This is a genomic window from Pseudoalteromonas sp. NH0006-26 (genome assembly GCF_057552415.1).
This window is the reverse complement of the sequence record NZ_BAAJMJ010000008.1, coordinates 108,554-127,354: the sequence shown is the minus strand read 5'-3', so window position 1 is coordinate 127,354 and position 18,801 is coordinate 108,554. Positions and strand designations below refer to the sequence as shown.

Annotated in this window: 25 protein-coding genes; 7 read left to right on the top strand and 18 right to left on the bottom strand. The window is 41.3% G+C overall.

Annotated features, from left to right (window positions below):
- Positions 1-527: 527 nt before the first annotated feature.
- The 18 genes from rplQ to AC27JR_RS13230 form a co-directional block, all read right to left on the bottom strand.
- Positions 528-929 carry a 50S ribosomal protein L17 gene (gene rplQ / locus AC27JR_RS13315; protein WP_008115370.1) on the bottom strand — a complete coding sequence of 134 codons (402 nt, stop codon included), beginning with the start codon at positions 927-929 and terminating at the stop codon, positions 528-530.
- Positions 930-968: 39 nt separating this feature from the next.
- Positions 969-1,955, bottom strand: a complete 987-nt coding sequence (locus AC27JR_RS13310) for a DNA-directed RNA polymerase subunit alpha (RefSeq protein WP_008115371.1) — start codon at positions 1,953-1,955, stop codon at positions 969-971.
- A gap of 24 nt (positions 1,956-1,979) precedes the next feature.
- Positions 1,980-2,600: a 30S ribosomal protein S4 gene (gene rpsD, locus AC27JR_RS13305; protein ID WP_002959461.1), complete on the bottom strand. Its 621-nt coding sequence runs from the start codon at positions 2,598-2,600 to the stop codon at positions 1,980-1,982.
- Between the two features lie 21 nt (positions 2,601-2,621).
- Positions 2,622-3,008 (bottom strand): 30S ribosomal protein S11, encoded by a 387-nt coding sequence (gene rpsK / locus AC27JR_RS13300; protein WP_002959471.1) that lies wholly within the window; start codon positions 3,006-3,008, stop codon positions 2,622-2,624.
- A 12-nt stretch (positions 3,009-3,020) separates the two neighbouring features.
- Positions 3,021-3,377: a 30S ribosomal protein S13 gene (gene rpsM, locus AC27JR_RS13295; RefSeq protein WP_008115377.1), complete on the bottom strand. Its 357-nt coding sequence runs from the start codon at positions 3,375-3,377 to the stop codon at positions 3,021-3,023.
- A gap of 125 nt (positions 3,378-3,502) precedes the next feature.
- Positions 3,503-3,616: a 50S ribosomal protein L36 gene (rpmJ, locus tag AC27JR_RS13290; RefSeq protein ID WP_002959476.1), complete on the bottom strand. Its 114-nt coding sequence runs from the start codon at positions 3,614-3,616 to the stop codon at positions 3,503-3,505.
- A 22-nt stretch (positions 3,617-3,638) separates the two neighbouring features.
- Positions 3,639-4,967 (bottom strand): preprotein translocase subunit SecY, encoded by a 1,329-nt coding sequence (gene secY / locus AC27JR_RS13285; protein WP_008115380.1) that lies wholly within the window; start codon positions 4,965-4,967, stop codon positions 3,639-3,641.
- A 10-nt stretch (positions 4,968-4,977) separates the two neighbouring features.
- Positions 4,978-5,412 (bottom strand): 50S ribosomal protein L15, encoded by a 435-nt coding sequence (gene rplO / locus AC27JR_RS13280; protein ID WP_008115382.1) that lies wholly within the window; start codon positions 5,410-5,412, stop codon positions 4,978-4,980.
- Between the two features lie 4 nt (positions 5,413-5,416).
- Positions 5,417-5,599 carry a 50S ribosomal protein L30 gene (gene rpmD / locus AC27JR_RS13275; RefSeq protein ID WP_008115384.1) on the bottom strand — a complete coding sequence of 61 codons (183 nt, stop codon included), beginning with the start codon at positions 5,597-5,599 and terminating at the stop codon, positions 5,417-5,419.
- 3 nt (positions 5,600-5,602) lie between these two features.
- Positions 5,603-6,109 (bottom strand): 30S ribosomal protein S5, encoded by a 507-nt coding sequence (gene rpsE, locus AC27JR_RS13270; RefSeq protein ID WP_008115387.1) that lies wholly within the window; start codon positions 6,107-6,109, stop codon positions 5,603-5,605.
- 9 nt (positions 6,110-6,118) lie between these two features.
- Positions 6,119-6,469, bottom strand: a complete 351-nt coding sequence (gene rplR / locus AC27JR_RS13265; RefSeq protein ID WP_008115388.1) for a 50S ribosomal protein L18 — start codon at positions 6,467-6,469, stop codon at positions 6,119-6,121.
- 9 nt (positions 6,470-6,478) lie between these two features.
- Entirely contained in the window at positions 6,479-7,012 is a 534-nt protein-coding gene (gene rplF / locus AC27JR_RS13260) for a 50S ribosomal protein L6 (protein WP_008115390.1), read from the bottom strand.
- Positions 7,013-7,025: 13 nt separating this feature from the next.
- Complete coding sequence (gene rpsH, locus AC27JR_RS13255) at positions 7,026-7,418, bottom strand: 30S ribosomal protein S8 (protein WP_008115392.1); 393 nt, start codon at positions 7,416-7,418, stop codon at positions 7,026-7,028.
- Positions 7,419-7,439: 21 nt separating this feature from the next.
- Positions 7,440-7,745 (bottom strand): 30S ribosomal protein S14, encoded by a 306-nt coding sequence (gene rpsN / locus AC27JR_RS13250; RefSeq protein WP_006794245.1) that lies wholly within the window; start codon positions 7,743-7,745, stop codon positions 7,440-7,442.
- A gap of 10 nt (positions 7,746-7,755) precedes the next feature.
- The gene (gene rplE, locus AC27JR_RS13245) at positions 7,756-8,295 is read right to left on the bottom strand and encodes a 50S ribosomal protein L5 (protein WP_010392500.1); all 540 of its coding nucleotides are present in this window, start codon (positions 8,293-8,295) and stop codon (positions 7,756-7,758) included.
- Between the two features lie 16 nt (positions 8,296-8,311).
- Positions 8,312-8,626 (bottom strand): 50S ribosomal protein L24, encoded by a 315-nt coding sequence (rplX, locus tag AC27JR_RS13240; protein ID WP_004589210.1) that lies wholly within the window; start codon positions 8,624-8,626, stop codon positions 8,312-8,314.
- Positions 8,627-8,636: 10 nt separating this feature from the next.
- The gene (gene rplN, locus AC27JR_RS13235; RefSeq protein WP_008115397.1) at positions 8,637-9,005 is read right to left on the bottom strand and encodes a 50S ribosomal protein L14; all 369 of its coding nucleotides are present in this window, start codon (positions 9,003-9,005) and stop codon (positions 8,637-8,639) included.
- 274 nt (positions 9,006-9,279) lie between these two features.
- Positions 9,280-11,217 carry an AsmA family protein gene (locus AC27JR_RS13230; RefSeq protein ID WP_487173867.1) on the bottom strand — a complete coding sequence of 646 codons (1,938 nt, stop codon included), beginning with the start codon at positions 11,215-11,217 and terminating at the stop codon, positions 9,280-9,282.
- Between the two features lie 266 nt (positions 11,218-11,483).
- Between AC27JR_RS13230 and AC27JR_RS13225 the strand changes: the two genes are divergently transcribed.
- The 7 genes from AC27JR_RS13225 (at position 11,484) to AC27JR_RS13195 (ending at position 18,773) form a co-directional block, all read left to right on the top strand.
- Complete coding sequence (locus AC27JR_RS13225; protein ID WP_131691766.1) at positions 11,484-12,647, top strand: hypothetical protein; 1,164 nt, start codon at positions 11,484-11,486, stop codon at positions 12,645-12,647.
- A 292-nt stretch (positions 12,648-12,939) separates the two neighbouring features.
- Positions 12,940-13,617, top strand: coding sequence for a TorF family putative porin (locus AC27JR_RS13220; RefSeq protein WP_487173866.1), 678 nt, complete (start codon positions 12,940-12,942; stop codon positions 13,615-13,617).
- A gap of 364 nt (positions 13,618-13,981) precedes the next feature.
- Positions 13,982-14,647, top strand: a complete 666-nt coding sequence (locus AC27JR_RS13215; RefSeq protein WP_487173865.1) for a hypothetical protein — start codon at positions 13,982-13,984, stop codon at positions 14,645-14,647.
- Positions 14,648-14,908: 261 nt separating this feature from the next.
- Positions 14,909-15,619 carry a YIP1 family protein gene (locus AC27JR_RS13210; RefSeq protein WP_487173864.1) on the top strand — a complete coding sequence of 237 codons (711 nt, stop codon included), beginning with the start codon at positions 14,909-14,911 and terminating at the stop codon, positions 15,617-15,619.
- A gap of 49 nt (positions 15,620-15,668) precedes the next feature.
- Positions 15,669-16,835, top strand: a complete 1,167-nt coding sequence (locus AC27JR_RS13205; protein WP_487173863.1) for an efflux RND transporter periplasmic adaptor subunit — start codon at positions 15,669-15,671, stop codon at positions 16,833-16,835.
- Positions 16,835-17,542 (top strand): ABC transporter ATP-binding protein, encoded by a 708-nt coding sequence (locus AC27JR_RS13200; protein WP_008115410.1) that lies wholly within the window; start codon positions 16,835-16,837, stop codon positions 17,540-17,542. The genes AC27JR_RS13205 and AC27JR_RS13200 overlap by 1 nt, the downstream gene beginning before the upstream one ends.
- Positions 17,535-18,773 (top strand): ABC transporter permease, encoded by a 1,239-nt coding sequence (locus tag AC27JR_RS13195; RefSeq protein ID WP_487173862.1) that lies wholly within the window; start codon positions 17,535-17,537, stop codon positions 18,771-18,773. Before AC27JR_RS13200 ends, AC27JR_RS13195 begins: the two co-directional genes overlap by 8 nt.
- The last annotated feature ends 28 nt before the right edge of the window (positions 18,774-18,801 follow it).

The window sequence follows — 18,801 nt, the reverse complement described above, 5'->3', positions numbered from 1 at the left end:
AAGAAAACTTGAAATAAATGACTGTTCGTTGGATATTTAGACTAAACGCTTAAAAAGACAACTAAACCTAATCATATTTCGCCTTTAAAGCTATAAAAACTTATTTTTTGGAAAATCTTTTCATAGTTATTGTAGCTATTACCAAGAAAACAAATTGTTTAGCTTTATATGGCCATTTAGATTAGTGGCGAATAAGTACATCAGACAAGGGCTCTACTATATAAAGTTAATGAGCTATTAGTGGTATCAACTATTTCGAACTTTTTATGTCCATAACTATAAACTGTAAAAGCCGTTACATAGTCATGTGTTTATTAGTCTAAATAGCTTTGCTTATAAATAGAAAGATAGCAGTCCTAAACGCTCGCATTATGATTCGTCGATTCTAGTTAGGCTATTTTATTAGATGAAAGGAATGAGAATAAATTTGCTATTAATAATAGAGCTAAAAGCTTTATTCATTTTGTGTGAATTTTAGATATTAAAAAGCCGAGCATAAGCTCGGCTTTTTGGTGTCTCTTTAAGACTTACTCTGCAGACTGCGCGTCTTCTTGAACTTCTTCGCTCGCCGCTGGGCGACCAACTAGTTCAATATAAGCCATTGGTGCATTATCACCAGCACGGAAGCCACACTTAAGAATACGAGTGTAACCACCTGGACGATCCGCATTACGAGGACCGATTTCACTGAATAACTTACCAACTACTTCATTATCACGCGTGCGAGCAAACGCTAAACGGCGATTTGCTACACTGTCAGTCTTAGCCAGTGTGATTAAAGGTTCAATTACACGGCGTAACTCTTTCGCTTTAGGCAAAGTAGTTTTGATGATTTCATGTTTCACCAAAGAACCTGCCATATTGCTGAACATCGCTTTACGATGGCTACTGTTACGGTTTAATTGACGACCACTCTTACGATGGCGCATGACCCTATCCTTCTAACTAAACTAATATAGTGATTTAGATTATTCAGCTAGGCTTGCAGGCGGCCAATTTTCTAGGCGCATGCCTAGAGAAAGACCACGTGAAGCTAGCACGTCTTTTATTTCAGTTAGAGACTTCTTACCTAGATTAGGCGTTTTAAGAAGCTCAACTTCAGTGCGCTGAACTAAATCACCGATATATTGAATTTGCTCGGCTTTCAAACAGTTTGCTGAACGTACTGTTAATTCAAGATCATCAACTGGACGAAGTAGAATAGGATCGAATTCTGGCTTCTCTTCTTTCTCTTCTGGCTCAGTTACATCACGTAAATCTACGAATGCATCTAATTGCTCAGCTAAGATAGTAGACGCACGGCGGATCGCTTCTTCAGGATCTAAAGTGCCGTTTGTTTCCATATCAATGATTAACTTGTCTAAGTCTGTACGTTGCTCAACACGGGCTGATTCAACCGAGTACGCAATACGTTCAACTGGGCTGAATGATGCATCAAGCAGCAATCGACCAATTGGACGCTCATCGTCATCAGAGGATAAACGACTAGATGCCGGCACATAACCACGACCACGCTCAACACGAATACGCATGCTGATCTCGCTGTTATTTGTTGTTAAATTACAAATAACATGATCTGGGTTAGCAATTGTTACATCGCCATCGTGCTGAATATCTGCCGCAGTCACAGGGCCTACACCAGATTTAGTCAGGGTCAGAAAAACTTCATCTTTGCCTTCTAACGTTACCGCTAGACCTTTAAGGTTTAGTAGTATTTCAATGATGTCTTCTTGTACGCCTTCTTTCGCGCTGTACTCATGCAATACACCGTCGATTTCAACTTCAGTTACTGCACATCCAGGCATAGATGATAACAGTATACGGCGTAAGGCATTACCCAAAGTGTGACCAAAGCCACGCTCGAGTGGTTCTAAAACTACTTTAGAACGCGTTGGGTTGATAGCGTCGATATCGACTAACCTTGGTTTTAGAAATTCTGTAACAGAACCCTGCATTTTATCCTCTCTTAACTCTTAACTTTACTTAGAGTAAAGTTCGACGATTAGTTGTTCATTAATGTCCGCAGACAGATCTGAACGCTCAGGTAGGCGCTTGAAGCTACCTTCCAATTTCTTACCGTCAACTTCAACCCAAGTCGGCTTTTCACGTTGCTCAGCCAACTCTAGAGCAGCGATGATACGTGCTTGTGTTTTAGACTTCTCACGGATTACAACAGTATCTTCTGGAGTAATTACGTATGAAGGAATGTTCACAACACGACCATTAACTAGAATCGCTTTGTGGCTTACTAACTGACGTGCTTCAGCGCGTGTGCTAGCAAAACCCATGCGATATACAACATTGTCTAAACGTTGCTCTAAAAGCTGTAACAAGTTTTCACCTGTATTACCTTTAAGGCGAGCAGCTTCTTTGTAGTAGTTACGGAATTGCTTTTCTAATACACCGTAGATACGACGTACTTTTTGCTTTTCACGTAATTGTAAACCGTAATCAGATAAGCGTCCTTTACGAGCGCCGTGCTGACCAGGTGCAGTCTCAAGTTTACACTTAGAGTCGATAGCTCTTACGCCGCTCTTAAGGAACAGGTCAGTACCTTCACGACGACTCAGCTTGAGCTTAGGGCCCAAATATCTTGCCATGTTATTTCTCCTAACCTATTGTTAAACGCGACGTTTCTTCGGTGGACGACAACCATTGTGTGGTATTGGCGTCACGTCAGTAATGTTGGTGATACGGTAACCAGCAGCATTCAAAGCACGTACAGCAGATTCACGACCTGGACCTGGACCTTTAATGAAAACTTCTAGATTTTTTAAACCGTATTCTTGAGCAGCAGTACCTGCACGCTCTGCAGCAACCTGAGCAGCAAATGGAGTAGATTTACGTGAACCACGGAAACCTGAACCACCGGCAGTAGCCCATGATAGTGCATTACCTTGACGGTCGGTAATCGTTACAATAGTGTTGTTGAAAGACGCATGAACATGAGCCATACCATCAGCAACTTGCTTTTTAACCTTTTTACGACGAATTGGTGTCTTAGCCATTTTACTATCCCCTTATCGCTTAATAGGCTTACGAGGACCCTTACGGGTACGCGCGTTAGTCTTTGTTCTTTGACCACGAAGTGGTAAAGAGCGACGGTGACGTAGGCCACGGAAACAACCAAGGTCCATAAGGCGCTTGATATTCAAAGTAACTTCACGACGAAGGTCACCTTCTACAGTGTACTTGCCAACTGCTTCACGCAATACGTCAAGTGTTTCGTCTGAAAGTTCACCGATTTTTGTGGTCTCGGCGATACCAGTCGCTTCTAAGATAGCCTTAGAGCGAGTCTTACCTATGCCATAAATAGCTGTTAAACCAATAACTGCATGTTTATGATCAGGGACGTTAATGCCAGCGATACGGGCCACTAACACATCTCCTATATTTGAATTTGGTAATCATCTGTTTGAAAAGCCCGTAAGGATACTCAAACGAAGACCAAATCACAACTAAAAACACAGGCCGAGAAACCTCAGCCTGCACGACTGTTTACTTAGCCTTGCCTTTGCTTATGCTTAGGCTCACTGCAAATTACGCGTACTACACCAGCACGTTTAATAACTTTACAGTTACGGCATATTTTCTTAACGGAAGCACGTACTTTCATTGCTCAACTCCGTAAACTGACCTTATCGACCGTAGCCTTTAAGGTTCGCTTTTTTCAGCACAGAATCATACTGATGTGACATCAGATGCGTCTGTACTTGTGCCATAAAGTCCATGATTACTACAACGATAATCAAAATTGATGTACCGCCGAAATAGAATGGCGTTTGCCATGCCATAGTCATGAATTCGGGCACCAGACAGATAAAGGTTATATACAAAGCACCTGCCAATGTCAGGCGTGTCATCACTTTATCAATGTATTTAGATGTCTGCTCACCTGGACGAATACCTGGGATAAATGCGCCAGATTTTTTCAGGTTGTCTGCTGTTTCACGCGGGTTAAAAACCAACGCTGTGTAGAAAAAGCAGAAGAAGATGATAGCCGCAGCTAAAACCATTGCATACAAAGGCTGACCTGGAGTCAACGTTGTAGCAATTGCTTGTAGCACATCAGCAACCGGACCTTCACCCTGGCCGAACCAGCTTGCAATTGTACCAGGGAACAGAATTATACTGCTAGCGAAGATTGGTGGAATAACACCCGCCATATTTACTTTCAGAGGTAAATGCGTGCTTTGAGCAGCAAATACTTGACGACCTTGTTGACGCTTGGCGTAGTTAACAACGATACGTCGTTGACCACGTTCAAAGAATACAACAAGATAAGTAACAGCGAATACTATAACCGCAACCATCAACAGTACAAAAACATTCAAATCACCTTGGCGCGCCATTTCGGCTGTCGAACCAATAGCAGACGGCAGGTTAGCTACAATACCAACAAATATTAGAACTGAGATACCGTTACCGATACCGCGTTCTGTTATCTGTTCGCCCAACCACATAAGGAACATAGTACCGGTTACTAAACTCACCACTGCGGTGAAATAGAATCCCATACCTGGGTTAACAACTAACCCGTTCATCATGCCCGGTAAGCTAGTAGCAATACCGATTGATTGGATAGTAGCAAGCACAAGCGTGCCGTAGCGTGTGTACTGGCTTATCTTTTTACGCCCTTGCTCACCTTCTTTCTTAAGCTCTATAAACGGCGGATACATATGCGTTAATAGTTGCGTAATAATCGAAGCCGAGATATACGGCATGATACCCAGTGCTAACACTGAAGCTCGCTCAAGCGCACCACCGCTAAACATGTTGAACATCTCAACAATGGTGCCCTTTTGTTGCTCGAAGAAATCGGCAAGTACAGCGGCGTCAATCCCAGGGATCGGCACAAATGAACCTAGACGGTAAATTATGATAGCACCCAATACGAAGAGTAATCGGCGCTTCAATTCCGAAAGTCCACCTTGTGCACTTTGTGTATCTTGACCTGGTTTAGCCATTAGTACTTCCTTAGTCTTCTACCTTGCCTCCGGCAGCTTCGATAGCTTCGCGTGCACCTTTAGAAGCCTTAAGGCCTTTAACGGTAACAGCGCGTGAAACTTCGCCAGATTTAACAACTTTAACGAACTGAACGTTCTTTTTAACTAGACCAGCTGCTTGTAACGCGCTTAGGTCTACCACATCGCCTTCAACTTTAGCGATTTCGTATAGGTTAATTTCTGCAGATACTAAAGATTTGCGAGAAGTGAAACCGAACTTAGGTAGACGACGTTGCATAGGCATTTGACCGCCCTCAAAACCAACGCGTACTTTACCGCCAGAACGTGATTTTTGACCTTTGTGACCACGGCCACCAGTCTTACCAAGACCAGAACCGATACCACGACCAACACGTTTTGGAGCAGTTTTTGAACCTGCAGCAGGTGAAAGTGTATTCAAATGCATCGAATTACCCCTCTACCTTAACCATGTAATAAACCTGGTTGATCATACCACGCACACATGCTGTGTCTTCTAACTCAACAGTGTGATTGATACGACGTAAACCAAGACCGCGTAATGTAGCTTTATGCTTCGGTAAACGACCGATAGAGCTTTTTACTTGTGTTACTTTTACAGTTTTATTAGCCATGGTTTACCCCAAAATCTCATCTACTCGAAGACCACGTTTTGCAGCGATCGACTGAGGAGAATTCATGTTCTCAAGAGCTGAGATCGTTGCACGTACAACGTTGATCGGGTTAGTAGAACCGTAACATTTAGAAAGTACGTTCTGCACACCAGTCACTTCAAGTACTGCACGCATAGCACCACCTGCAATGATACCAGTACCTTCAGATGCTGGTTTCATAAACACTTGTGAGCCAGCATGACGTCCTTTAACAGGATGCTGTAATGTGTTGCCATTTAGGTCTACGTTGATCATGTTACGACGTGCTTTTTCCATTGCTTTTTGAATAGCAGCTGGAACTTCACGTGCTTTACCATAACCGAAACCTACTTTACCTGCGCCATCACCAACTACAGTTAGTGCAGTAAAGCTAAAGATACGACCACCTTTAACTACTTTAGACACACGGTTCACCGCGATTAGCTTTTCAGCTAAATCAGGCTGTTGTTGCTTTGCTTCTACGTTAGCCATTGTCTACTCCTAGAATTGCAAACCGGCTTCACGCGCAGCATCCGCTAGCGCCTTCACACGGCCGTGATATTTAAAGCCACTGCGATCAAAAGCAATCTTTTCGATGCCTTTGTCAGCCGCACGTTCAGCAACCGCTTTACCAACTGCTTGTGCAGCTGCAACGTTGCCTGTGCCTTTAACTGTTTCGCTAATAGCTTTCTCAACAGTAGAAGCAGCAGCCAGTACATTACCCTCAGCGTTTACAACTTGAGCGTAAATGTGACGTGGCGTGCGGTGGATAACAAGACGCGTTGTGCCTTGTTCAATATAATTTCTACGAGTGCGTTTAGCACGACGTAGACGAGCTGTTTTTTTATCCATCGTCTTACCTTACTTCTTCTTAGCCTCTTTACGGCGTACATTCTCATCTGAATAACGAACACCTTTACCTTTATAAGGCTCAGGTTTACGGTATGCACGAATGTTAGCAGCTGTTTGACCAACTAACTGCTTGTCTACGCCCTTAACTAGAACTTCTGTTTGGCTTGGAGTTTCAATCGTAATTCCTTCAGGAACTGCGAAATTAACTGGGTGCGAGAAACCAAGAGTTAAGTCTAAAACTTTGCCCTTAGCTGCAGCACGGTAACCAACACCTACTAACTGAAGTTTCTTCTCGTAACCTTCATGCGTACCAACAACCATGTTGTTGATTAGAGCGCGAGCAGTACCTGCTTGTGCCCATGCATTGGCTACGCCTTCACGAGGTAAAGTTGTAATAACGTTGTCGTTAACTTGTACTTCAACAGCATTGTTGATAGTACGAGTAAGTTCACCGTTTTTGCCTTTAACTGTGATTTCCTGGCCTTTTAATGTAACTTCTACACCGGCAGGAACGTTTATTGGTGCCTTTGCTATGCGAGACATAGTTCCCCTCCGATTAAGCTACAAAACCAATGATTTCACCACCAACGCCTGCACTACGTGCTGCGCGGTCTGTCATTAGGCCTTTAGAAGTTGATACGATAGCGATACCTAAACCACCCATTACCTTCGGTAATTCGTCACGTCTCTTATAGATACGTAGACCAGGGCGACTTACACGCTGGATATTTTCAATAACAGCTTTGCCTTCGAAGTACTTTAACTCGATAGAAAGCTCAGGTTTAACATCACCACTTACTGCGAAGTCTGCGATGTAACCTTCATTTTTTAATACATTAGCTACTGCTACTTTCAGTTTCGAATTAGGCATCGTTACAGATACTTTCTTCGCTGACTGACCGTTACGGATTCGTGTAAATAAATCCGCGATAGGATCTTGCAAGCTCATAGTCTTACTCCCATGATTCTATTACCAGCTAGCCTTTTTAAGGCCAGGAATTTCACCGCGCATAGCTGCTTCGCGAACTTTAATACGGCTCATGCCGAATTTGCGAAGGAAACCATGTGGGCGGCCCGTAATGTTACAACGATTACGTTGACGTGCAGGGCTAGAATCACGAGGTAAAGCTTGTAGCTTAAGTACCGCGTCCCAACGATCATCTTCAGATGTATTAACATCACTGATGATAGCTTTTAGTGCTGCACGCTTTTCAGCGTACTGAGCAACTAGTTTAGTGCGCTTTGCTTCGCGCGCTTTCATAGAATTCTTTGCCATAACCCTACCCTTATTTCTTGAATGGGAAGTTAAACGCTTCTAACAACGCACGGCCTTCCTCATCTGATTTCGCAGATGTAGTGATTGTGATATCCATACCGCGTACACGGTCTACTTTATCATAATCAATTTCTGGGAAGATGATTTGTTCACGTACGCCCATGCTGTAGTTACCACGTCCATCAAAAGACTTAGCACTTACACCACGGAAGTCACGGATACGTGGGATAGCGATTGAAACCAAACGCTCAAAAAAGTCCCACATACGCTCGCCGCGTAGGGTTACTTTACAACCAATCGGGTAACCTTCACGCACTTTGAAGCCAGCAACAGATTTGCGTGCTTTAGTGATTAAAGGTTTCTGACCAGAGATAGCTTCTAGATCCGCAACAGCGTTATCTAAAATCTTCTTGTCAGCTAAGGCTTCGCCCACACCCATATTTAATGTGATCTTCTCGATCTGAGGGACTTGCATGACAGAGCTGAAACCAAACTTCTCTTGAAGTTCAGCAACTACTTTGTCTTTATATACTTCATGCAGTTTCGCCATCATTCTACTCCAACTATTAGATAGTTTTACCAGTAGATTTAAAGATACGTAATTTCTTACCATCTTCAATCTTGAAACCTACACGATCTGCTTTGCTCGTTTCCGAGTTGTAGATCGCAACGTTTGATACGTCGATAGACGCTTCTTTCTCAACAATACCGCCAGCTTGGTTCAACTGTGGAACCGGCTTTTGATGTTTCTTGATTAAGTTAATGCCTTCGACAAATACTCGACCAGACTCGGTTACAACTGAAAGCACTTTGCCGCGCTTACCTTTGTCTTTACCTGCTAGTACGATTACTTCGTCATCACGACGGATTTTTGCTGCCATGATAGACTCCTTACAGTACTTCTGGGGCTAGTGAAACGATTTTCATGAACTTTTCATTACGAAGTTCGCGAGTCACAGGGCCGAAAATACGAGTACCAATAGGCTGCAAGTTATCATTTAAGATAACAGCCGCATTGCTGTCGAAACGGATCAATGAACCGTCTGGACGACGAACGCCTTTTTTGGTACGCACAACTACCGCGTTTTTAACATCACCTTTCTTCACTTTACCGCGAGGAATCGCTTCTTTTACAGAAACTTTAATGATATCGCCAATCGCTGCATAGCGACGGTGTGAACCACCAAGGACTTTTATACACTGCACTTTGCGAGCGCCGCTGTTATCAGCAACTTCCAGCTGAGTTTGCATTTGGATCATGTTAATGACCTCCGGTGTAGTAATTACAACTTGTCTTAAATTTGTTTAAAATCAAGACATTTCGATTGAATTCCACTCAAAAAACATACTAGATGTCTCTTAAGGGCGGGCAATTGTATCAGCATTGAGGGGGGAGTGGTAGGTTATTTTTTAATTAATTTAATGCATAGGCTAAATTAGAAACTGGTTATTTATGCTATCTATCTAAATTACAGGTGGTTATAAAACAAACAAGGCACCTTTACGGTGCCTTGTTTTATATCAGTAATTAAAATTAGCCAAACAAACCTTTTAATTTGTCTTTAATTTTGTCTTTAGCTTTTTCTTTTGCTTCGTCTTTAACCGCACTGCCTATATCTAATTTTATACCAACATCATGGAATGGGCCTTTTATTCTCAGAGGAATTTTAAAGCCAGTGCTATCATCGGTAGTACCTTGACCTTCAATAGAATCTACTAAACCTGTTACTAGGCGGTAATTAACCAGAGTTTGCGGCAAATCAACGTCTCCTTCACCTGAAATGCGTATTAAAGGGCTGTTCAGGGATAAATCAGTATTTTTGCCTACGCCATTGGTAAAGTTAAAACTACCCGAAAGTGCAGAGAAATCAGTTTTCTCAGATTCCTCAAATCCTGTATCTAATCCCTCAGACACGGCATTAAAGTTGCCTTTAACTAGCTCTTTCCCCTTACGCACCATTTCTGCTACGTTTGCTCCCTTAACTGCACCATCAGCGAACTTGAACCCTAGTTTACCATTAAGCGCGTTAATAAACGTTTTTTGGCTTTGCCCTGCTGTGGTTAGATTCCAGTTTAAAGAGCCCTTGCCCATTAGCTTATCAAAGCCTGCAGCATCGCTAAGTAATGGCTGTGCGTCTATTTTATCTAAATCGAAGTTGGTTGCTATTTTATAAGGAATATTTTGAGCATTGATAGTCACCACCCCTTTACCTGTTCCTTCGTAAGCGGCAAAGCTGTCTAAACTTAATTTAGCAACGCTATTTTTTAGTGCCACAGTAAACTGGTTTGCGCCGAGTTTAATATCGTTCGCTTTTAAGCCACTTGAACGGACAATCACATTTGCATCTAATGCATTTAAGCCACTTAAATCAATTTTAGTATCATCCCATACTATTGGCTCTGCAGGCTTAGAGTCGTCTTTTGCTGGGACTTCTTTTTTAGCTACGGTTTCAGGTAAGTAAGGATTTAAATCAAGCATTCCTAAATCAATATCCGCATTAACTGCTAAGCGACTGCCTAAATTTAACTTACTTTTACCTTTAATCTCGAGTGCATCGAGCGTTGCTACTAATTCAGTTAGGTTAAACTCTTCACCGAGTAAGTGCATTTCGGCTTTGATGCTAAAGGCGTTAAACGCATCCTCTTTTGCGTTTAAATCTATACCTTGCCAGTTAGCAATATTTTTAACTGAATCACCGTTAAGTGCTAATAATCCATTAATATCTTGGCCTTGTTTGGCTATGCTGCCATCAAACGTTAAATCTACTAAGCGTGAGTTAAGCGTTTGTTTAACATTAAATGGGGCGCCTTCAATCGCTTTTGCTGGTGTGTCGAGTTTTACATCAAGCTCAAAGCGCTCTTGCATGTAAGTTATAGCTCCTTTGACTTCGAGCTGTTTGCGCAGTGAAGGCAGTAATATAGCCAGTTCTAAATCGCTAATTTGCTGTTTAGCGCCCGTTTGACCATCTAAATAAGTAAACGACCCGCCATAAATAGCGACCTCGCCTAACTGAATATCAAAGTTTTCAGGTAATTTGACTGCCTCACCCGATTGAGTTTGCTGGTCTGATTGTTTAGCTACTGCATCAAATAACTGCCAGTTAGCTTTGCCGCTTTTATCGGTTTCTAGCAAGATATCAGGCTCATTAATAACAAACTTTTCTAGTCTTAACTCGCCACCGAGTAATGAAAGCCAAGGAATATGAACAGCAAGTTGCTGCATACTCGCCATATCAGCGCGAGAGCCGCTAGGCATATTGGCAAAATGCACATCATTAAGTTCTAACTTTAATGCAGGAAATACACTGAGGGTTTTATCGCCCTTTATGGTTAATGTGCGCCCGGTTGTATTTTCAACCTGCTCAGACACTTTATTAAAAATGGTATCAGTAGGAATTAAAAAAGGTGCAGCAACAATTAGCGCTATGCATAGCAATAATAAAACACCAATAACTTTAAATAAGGTCTTCATGATCATCCTTTCAAACGTGCAAATAATGCTCTTATCATAGCGGGAGTTAGCGCGAAAAGCATTGTTAAATAATAAAAAACGTATCAATTAGAGCTCCCCTCTTTCTAAGTCAGCTTTTGAATACCCATTTTAATAAACTTAAAGATTCATGCTCCTGATTACATTGATGCAATTGTTAGGTATGATCCCCGCCCCTGTTGTATTTAGCCTAAATAAGCTAAAATGAAGCGACTAAAAAATATATCTAACCGGAGAGTCTACAAGGCATGAAGAAACTGCTAATTTCACCGTCAAAAATGGCATTAGGCGAGCAAGAAAGTCAAATTTATCAAAATATTCTGAAACAATCTTCAGAGCTAAGCCTAAACCTGATGGCTGTGAAAGTGGAAAACCATCCAGAAGACTTTTTAGGTTGGTGTTACGAGCTATTAAATGCAAGCCGCGACCGCATTAATTACGACTTACTTGAAACCCAGCAATTACCATTATTAAAAAAGCTGCATGACCAACTTATTTCAGCCATTAGCTTTTTACAGTTAAAAACATTACGGGTAGCACCTTGGCCAGTAGTGAGTATGTTTGTAGAGCAACATAAAGAACTGGTAGCACTTGATGAGCAATTACGTTTAACTACTTATATTGCAGGCCTACGCGAAAAGCCGTTAAAAGAGATGATCCCTGAAGACTTACTCGCTTTTAGCGGTAAGCACATGGCATCACTGGATCCTAGTACTTATAACTTTGATGTGGAATGGTTTGCCTCTACAAAAAGCGCCAAAGGTTTTCACCAGATGCTGGCTGATTTGCCAGGCGCATTCGACGATGCACTCAGCAATATTCCACTTGAGGGTGATGTAGCGCAAAGTGATTACCAACAATTTGTAATTGCTTATTTGAGTGCATTTAATGGTAGTGATGAAAAACCAACTCTGGCGCCTGCAACCCGCTTATTAGCAATGCGTCGCCCTGATGTGTTTACTCCAATTAGTAACAGTCGCTTAGATGCACTTTGCTCCGCACTTGGTATCACCAAATTAAATAACCGTGACTTTGAGCGTTACTGGCAAGATGTAGTACAAAGCATTCACGCTATGTCATGGTTTAAAATGGCCAATGCTGGTAATGAACTAGAAACACAGTTGGTGGATATTAAAGCGCTTATACCTTGCTTTTTCTATTATGCAGATACTAATACTGCAGATAACTCTAACTACATTAAGCTACTTAATAAACCTACACGTAGCACTTCTAGCAGCAGTAAAGCGCCACGTCGAGGCAAAGAATCTGCTGAGATTTTAGTGGATCGCGCGCTCGCTGCTGATGATGTTCCAGAGCATATTCGTGCTAAACGTGACTCTATTATTAGCGAAGTACAAAAAGGCCGCGGTGTTAACGAAACAATTACCCTAATGCGTGCCATTTTTGGTTAATTAACCCACAAGAAAAATAAAATAGCCTAGCAGCGCTTTGATGGTGCAGCTAGGCTATTTTTTGCACCAGCAAAGTGAACCTGCTAAATAATTACTTTTCTATCCCTACCTCATATTATTTTCAATACATTGTTTTAAATAATAAAAATAATTTATAAACGAATAAGTTTAATTTGGCACACACAGTGCAAATACCCCATTAGTAACATAATAAAATGCCGCCAAACAAAAGGTTGTAGTCGTTCATAATAAAAAGCCTTGGCGTGCAAAATCATACAATGGGAAATGAGACATGCTAAAACTACAAAAAACAATATTGATCAGTGCATTGGCATTAACAGGAATGACATCAACTACTGCATTTGCTGAAGTAACAGCAAATGCAGCAGCCACTTCAAACTACTTATGGCGCGGACAGGAGCAAACTGGTGGCGATGCTGCTGTATCTGGCGGTATTGATTACACTAATGGATCTGGCTTTTATGCGGGTACTTGGGCGTCAAATGCGTCTTGGGCCGATGAAATGACCTACGAACTAGACTTATACGCCGGTTTTGGCGGCGCAATTAATGAAAGTGTGAGTTATGACGTAGGGTATATCTATTATGCGTACCCTGATGCGGCATCAGGTGCCGATGCTGATTTTTCAGAAGTTTATGGCAGCATTAGTGTGCAAGGTTTTACATTTGGTGCAGCCGTACTTGCAACATCTGCAGCCAGTGGTGATGGTACTGATTTTGGTGATTCATTGTATTTAAATGCCGATTACAGCTTCGCTGTTGGTAGCAATGGCACTGAAATGGCGCTACACATAGGGCATTACTCAGGCGATTTCATCGGTGATGACAATATTATTGATTATGGTGTATCGGTGTCTAAAGATGGTTTTACTTTTGGCCTATCTGATAACGACATGGACGGCTCGGATGTAAAAGCTTATGTAGCCTACGCGGTCGACTTTAACCTATAAAAAGAATGTGTTACTTGCTGCAACACTAAGGGCCGAAAGGCCCTTTCTCATGTTTAAACTACCTAGAAAAAAGTTGTTTAAAAAAAAACAATAAGATAACATTTAAATTCTAAATCACAATTAAGGATTATTATGAATTTATCAAAGAAAGCTTTCGCTATTTTAGCACTTACTCTAATTACAATGAGCTGATTAAGTTATGCAACCATGACATGCAGTTGCACATCAGGTAGCATGACCGTTGTGCATGATGGCAATACTGTTAGTTACCCTTGCTCTGATGGTGGTCGTGTTACTTGCATGATAAAGTAAAGTTAAGCGTTATTTAGAAAGGCGTATGCCTTTCTCTTCTAAGGATAGTAAAATGAAATACGTATTTTTAATTGCACTTGTTATTGTCACCGCTGTAGGTATTAGTATTTTAAATACAGAGCAGCCTTCAAAACCTCCACTAACCCACATACAATCAACTGATGAAGCCGTTATTAGTAATGAAAACGCTAAACCTCCAATTGAGCCAAACACCCTATTTAGTAAAACCCCTGAACCATCTGTCAAACAGCACAAAGTTGTAGATCAAAAAGTGGCAACGATATCTAAATCATCTACTTCAAGCCCCCACGTTTTCTCTGAAGAGTTTGTTTCAACTGAGGATGGAAAAGAATTTGTTTCAAAAAAAGCATTGGACGAGGTATTTAAAAATGATACTTCAATATTACTGCAGCGCATGTCTGATATTGAATACTCTGAAATAGCACAAATACGTAAAGATAAGCTAAATGAGTTTATTCTAAATGAATTAAAAGACGTGACTATTTTACAGCAAGATCTCGAGTGTGCTGGGAAGGTTTGCGCACTAGAACTTACTTATACACAAAGTAGTAATCAAGCATCTATTGAGACTCTTTCAAGTTTTTCTAAAAACTATTCTTTTCAGCAATTTACTGAAACCGAAAATGGTGATAAAAAATTAAAAGCCCTTTATATTGCAACAGATAACCCTAGCGGTTTAAGTTTATCTGATAGCTAATTAGATATGTGGCTGTATTTACATCAAATACAGCCATATAACAATTAAACTTCACTCCTGATTAATCAACTTATTGAAACAACCTAATAGCTATAGAGCTTAGTAATACGCACTTTACACTCTACTTTTTATAACACACCACCTTTTGTTAACAATCGGTTACAATTGAGTGAGATTAGTACCTGCTTTTTCCTATATTATTAATCTACTCATTGGTATCAATTGTTTACCAACCCACAAATAGGTTATTAAGGAATAATAATGAAGTCATCTAACGCGCTTTCTGCTTGTATCGATATTTTTATCAGCCCAAGCAAGGCTTTTAACGGGCTAAAAGAAGCTAAAGGCTGGTCTTGGCTTGCTTTTGCACTTCTCGCGCTAACCCTTGCAGCCTCTGCTTATACATTTTACACCACTGCAGACTCACAATTTATTTTAGACCAACAGGTTGCTGCAGCGAGTGTGGATGCCACAATTGGCGAGAAAAAAATGATTCGTCAAAGTATGGAACAAAGCCTCGATAACCAAGTGTGGTTTGCAATTGGTGGTGGGATTTTCGGCCTTCTTTTTATTAATGCACTCCTATCTGGGTATTATATGCTGATATCCAAGCAAGACCCTGATGCTAATTACGGCTATGGTGCGTGGTATGGTTTTGGTGTTTGGAGCATGATGCCGATGGTTATTTCAAGTTTAGGTGTTGTTGCGCTAGTTCTTACAGCCAGTAACAATGAATTACCTATTAGTTTGTTTAATTATGCATCGATAAATCAGTTGTTGCTGGGGTTAGAGCTTGGAGATAGCTTTTACACCATGATGGAAAGTTTAAGTATTTTTAGTCTTTGGAGCATAGCTTTGGTTGCTATTGGCCTAAAATGTTGGACTAATTTCAGCTTTAATAAAGCACTTCTTTTTGCTGCGCTACCGACCATTACCATTTACAGCATCTGGACAATTATTATTGTTGCTTAAAGGAATGTAGGTAAACTTTTTTGCCTACTCATTAAATACGGAAATAAAAATGAAAAAAGCGATTATCATTACCCTAGCAATTGCAGCTTTTATTGCTCTTATTGTATCAAAGCAAATTACTGGCGATGAAAAAGCACCAGAAGTAAATGTTGCACAGGTTGAGCAAGGTAGTATTGCAGACTCCATTATGGCCTCTGGTAATTTAGTCTTTAATACTCAAGTGCAGTTACGTTCAGAGGTAACCGGGCGAGTCGATAAGGTCTTTGTTGAAGAAGGGCAAAGTGTAAAACAAGGCGACATTTTAATGCGCTTAGATACCACTGCTTTTGAGTCAGAAGTAACACGTAATAAAGCGGTATTACGAGCTAGCGAAATAGAAATAAAACACAGTAAAACACGCCTTTTAAACATCGAACGTCAATTAAAGCGTCAAAAAGAACTTTATGACGTAGGCCTAGCTGGGCAAGAAGTATACGAGAACTTACAAAATGCACGCGACCTTGCCAAAATAGATATTGAAGCCAGAGTAGAGTCTTATAATCAAGCAAAAGCCTCTCTTTCAATCGCTGAAGATAGACTCAGTAAAAGTGTATTTCGTGCTCCAATGAGTGGCCTGCTCGCCTCAGTAAATATTAAAGAAGGCGAAACCGTTATTGCCGGCACCACTAATATTATTGGCTCAGATTTAATGCTGGTTGCCGACCCAAGCGCTATTTTGGCTGAGCTGAGAGTTGATGAAACTGATATTGCTGGGATTAAACTAGACCAGCATGCTGATATTTATGCTGCTGCGTACCCTAATCAACCATTCACTGGCAAGGTCATTAACATTGGAACATCAGCAAAAAATCAAGCAGGTTCACAAGGTTTATCATTTCGAGTGAAAGTGTTACTTGATAACACCGACAGGCAACTATACGCTGGTATGAGCTGCCGTGCAGAAATCGCAACAAGCATTGCAGTGAATGGCTTAAAGCTCCCTATCGAAGCCGTACAAAAAGAAGATGATAAGACGTTTGTATGGCGTTTAAACGACGATAACACTGTAAGCAAAGCCTATGTAGAAGTGGGTATTTCTTCAGATATAGAGCAAGCCATTACCCAAGGTTTAAATAAAGGGGAGCGAATTGTTATTGGCCCTGCACGCCCTATCAGTAAGCTAAAAGAAAATGATACGGTAAAAGTTAAGCAATCAACTGCCAAGGATGCGCAATAATGTCGGCGGTAATTAAGCTTGAGCATATTAACAAGCAATACAAAATGGGTGAGCAAATTTTTAAAGCCCTTGATGATGTAAACGTGGTCATTAATGAAAACGAGTACGTTGCTATAATCGGCCCTTCAGGTTCAGGTAAGTCAACGTTAATGAACTTATTGGGTTGCTTAGATACTCCGACTACTGGGGACTACTTTTTAAAAGATAAACTTGTAAAAAGTATGACAGAAACCGAGCTTGCTCATCAGCGTAACGAAAGTGTTGGCTTTATTTTTCAGAGCTTTAATTTACTTCCCCGCGCGTCGGCACTTGAGAATGTGATGCAGCCTTTGGTTTATAGGTTTATACCCGCCAAACAACGCAAACAGAAAGCCTTAGATGCCTTGAAACGAGTTGGCCTTGGCGACAAAGTTAGTCATTTATCGAGCCAACTCTCTGGTGGGCAACGCCAGCGTGTTGCCATTGCCCGTGCCTTAGTCACCAAACCGCATATTCTACTCGGTGACGAACCAACCGGGAATCTAGACAGCAAAACCACCACTGAAATTATGGCGCTATTTGATGAGCTACATAATGAAGGGCATACCATTATTTTGGTAACTCACGAACAAGAAATTGCCGACCATTGCCAGCGAGTTATTCGCTTAGTTGATGGCAAGGTAGTGAGCGATGTGCGTAAAGGTGAAGGAGACAAACAGCATGTTTAAATCTGCTATTGCTATTATGGAAGGAACAAAAGCAGCACTAATGGCTATTAAAGCCAATGCCATGCGAAGCGCACTCACTTGTTTAGGAATTATCATTGGGGTTGCCGCGGTTATTACTGTGGTGGCCGTTATGCAAGGCTTTACTAAGCAAATTAACGATCAACTCGCAGATATGGCACCTGATGTAACCACAATTAAACCCTTTACCAGTATTGAACAAGAAATGGTGGGCAAAAACGCTAAACTCACTTACAACGATTTTTTAACCTTAAAAGCACGAGTTAAAGAGGCTGAAACACTCACTGCACTGATGTTTACTTGGCGTTTTTCTGGTGGCGCTGAATATGGGAATAAAAGCCACTCATCACGAGTAATGGGCACAGAACAAGATTATCAAAAAGCGTATAGAACCTTTCCTGAACTTGGGCGCTTTATTCGTGCCGAGGATGATGAAAAGCGCCGTCGAGTCGCTTTTATTGGTCCATCCATTATTGAAAAGCTAAACCTGCCAAAAAACCCTGTAGGCGAATATATTAAACTTGGCGGCGAGTGGTTTAGAATTATTGGTGTTGCTGAAAAGCAGGGTAGTTTATTAGGGTTCGATCAAGACGATTATATTAATATTCCCATCAGTACCATGAGCGCATTAGAGGGTGCAAGTAGCACTAGTAATGTACAAATTATGTTTAGACTCAAAGAAGACAGTGATGAAGAGTTGGTACTTGCTAAAATCACTCGCATTTTACGCCAATTACATAAACTAAAAGACAATCAAGAAAACGACTTTGAATTTGAAACGGCTGAAAAAGCACGCGCTAATGTTGATAAATTTACAGGTAGCGCTACAGCAATTACCGCAGGGATTGTCGGTATCAGTCTTGTTGTTGGCGGTATTGGGGTAATGAACATTATGCTTGTATCTGTCACCGAGCGTACCCGCGTTATTGGTACATTAAAAGCGCTTGGTGCAACACCTGGGTTTATTATGCTGCAGTTTTTAGTCGAAGCCGTAGTACTGTCATTATTTGGTGGTTTAATTGGCCTAGCCATTGGCTATGGGGGGGCTGCGCTCATTTCTTTTATGGTACCTAGCATGCCAGACGCTTACATACCTGGCTGGGCAATCATGTTGTCGTTTGGCTTTACCTCGCTAATTGGTATTGTATTTGGTTTAGCCCCAGCGATAAAAGCAGCAAGACTGAATCCAATTGATGCTTTACGTTATGAATAACCGCTCTGAATAGCAACCTATTTGCTTA

Bases quoted from the DNA above. Each gene is read 5' to 3' on its own strand.
- rpsH (WP_008115392.1), bottom strand. From the start codon at position 7,418: ATGAGCTTGCAAGATCCTATCGCGGATTTATTTACACGAATCCGTAAC.
- rplR (WP_008115388.1), bottom strand. From the start codon at position 6,469: ATGGATAAAAAAACAGCTCGTCTACGTCGTGCTAAACGCACTCGTAGA.
- AC27JR_RS13230 (WP_487173867.1), bottom strand. From the start codon at position 11,217: ATGAAGACCTTATTTAAAGTTATTGGTGTTTTATTATTGCTATGCATA.
- AC27JR_RS13220 (WP_487173866.1), top strand. From the start codon at position 12,940: ATGCTAAAACTACAAAAAACAATATTGATCAGTGCATTGGCATTAACA.
- secY (WP_008115380.1), bottom strand. From the start codon at position 4,967: ATGGCTAAACCAGGTCAAGATACACAAAGTGCACAAGGTGGACTTTCG.
- AC27JR_RS13215 (WP_487173865.1), top strand. From the start codon at position 13,982: ATGAAATACGTATTTTTAATTGCACTTGTTATTGTCACCGCTGTAGGT.
- AC27JR_RS13195 (WP_487173862.1), top strand. From the start codon at position 17,535: ATGTTTAAATCTGCTATTGCTATTATGGAAGGAACAAAAGCAGCACTA.
- rpsN (WP_006794245.1), bottom strand. From the start codon at position 7,745: ATGGCAAAGAATTCTATGAAAGCGCGCGAAGCAAAGCGCACTAAACTA.
- rplN (WP_008115397.1), bottom strand. From the start codon at position 9,005: ATGATCCAAATGCAAACTCAGCTGGAAGTTGCTGATAACAGCGGCGCT.
- rplF (WP_008115390.1), bottom strand. From the start codon at position 7,012: ATGTCTCGCATAGCAAAGGCACCAATAAACGTTCCTGCCGGTGTAGAA.
- AC27JR_RS13205 (WP_487173863.1), top strand. From the start codon at position 15,669: ATGAAAAAAGCGATTATCATTACCCTAGCAATTGCAGCTTTTATTGCT.
- AC27JR_RS13310 (WP_008115371.1), bottom strand. From the start codon at position 1,955: ATGCAGGGTTCTGTTACAGAATTTCTAAAACCAAGGTTAGTCGATATC.
- rplQ (WP_008115370.1), bottom strand. From the start codon at position 929: ATGCGCCATCGTAAGAGTGGTCGTCAATTAAACCGTAACAGTAGCCAT.
- rpmJ (WP_002959476.1), bottom strand. From the start codon at position 3,616: ATGAAAGTACGTGCTTCCGTTAAGAAAATATGCCGTAACTGTAAAGTT.
- AC27JR_RS13225 (WP_131691766.1), top strand. From the start codon at position 11,484: ATGAAGAAACTGCTAATTTCACCGTCAAAAATGGCATTAGGCGAGCAA.
- rpsK (WP_002959471.1), bottom strand. From the start codon at position 3,008: ATGGCTAAGACACCAATTCGTCGTAAAAAGGTTAAAAAGCAAGTTGCT.
- AC27JR_RS13210 (WP_487173864.1), top strand. From the start codon at position 14,909: ATGAAGTCATCTAACGCGCTTTCTGCTTGTATCGATATTTTTATCAGC.
- AC27JR_RS13200 (WP_008115410.1), top strand. From the start codon at position 16,835: ATGTCGGCGGTAATTAAGCTTGAGCATATTAACAAGCAATACAAAATG.
- rpsD (WP_002959461.1), bottom strand. From the start codon at position 2,600: ATGGCAAGATATTTGGGCCCTAAGCTCAAGCTGAGTCGTCGTGAAGGT.
- rplX (WP_004589210.1), bottom strand. From the start codon at position 8,626: ATGGCAGCAAAAATCCGTCGTGATGACGAAGTAATCGTACTAGCAGGT.
- rpmD (WP_008115384.1), bottom strand. From the start codon at position 5,599: ATGGCTAATAAAACTGTAAAAGTAACACAAGTAAAAAGCTCTATCGGT.
- rplE (WP_010392500.1), bottom strand. From the start codon at position 8,295: ATGGCGAAACTGCATGAAGTATATAAAGACAAAGTAGTTGCTGAACTT.
- rpsE (WP_008115387.1), bottom strand. From the start codon at position 6,109: ATGGCTAACGTAGAAGCAAAGCAACAACAGCCTGATTTAGCTGAAAAG.
- rplO (WP_008115382.1), bottom strand. From the start codon at position 5,412: ATGCATTTGAATACACTTTCACCTGCTGCAGGTTCAAAAACTGCTCCA.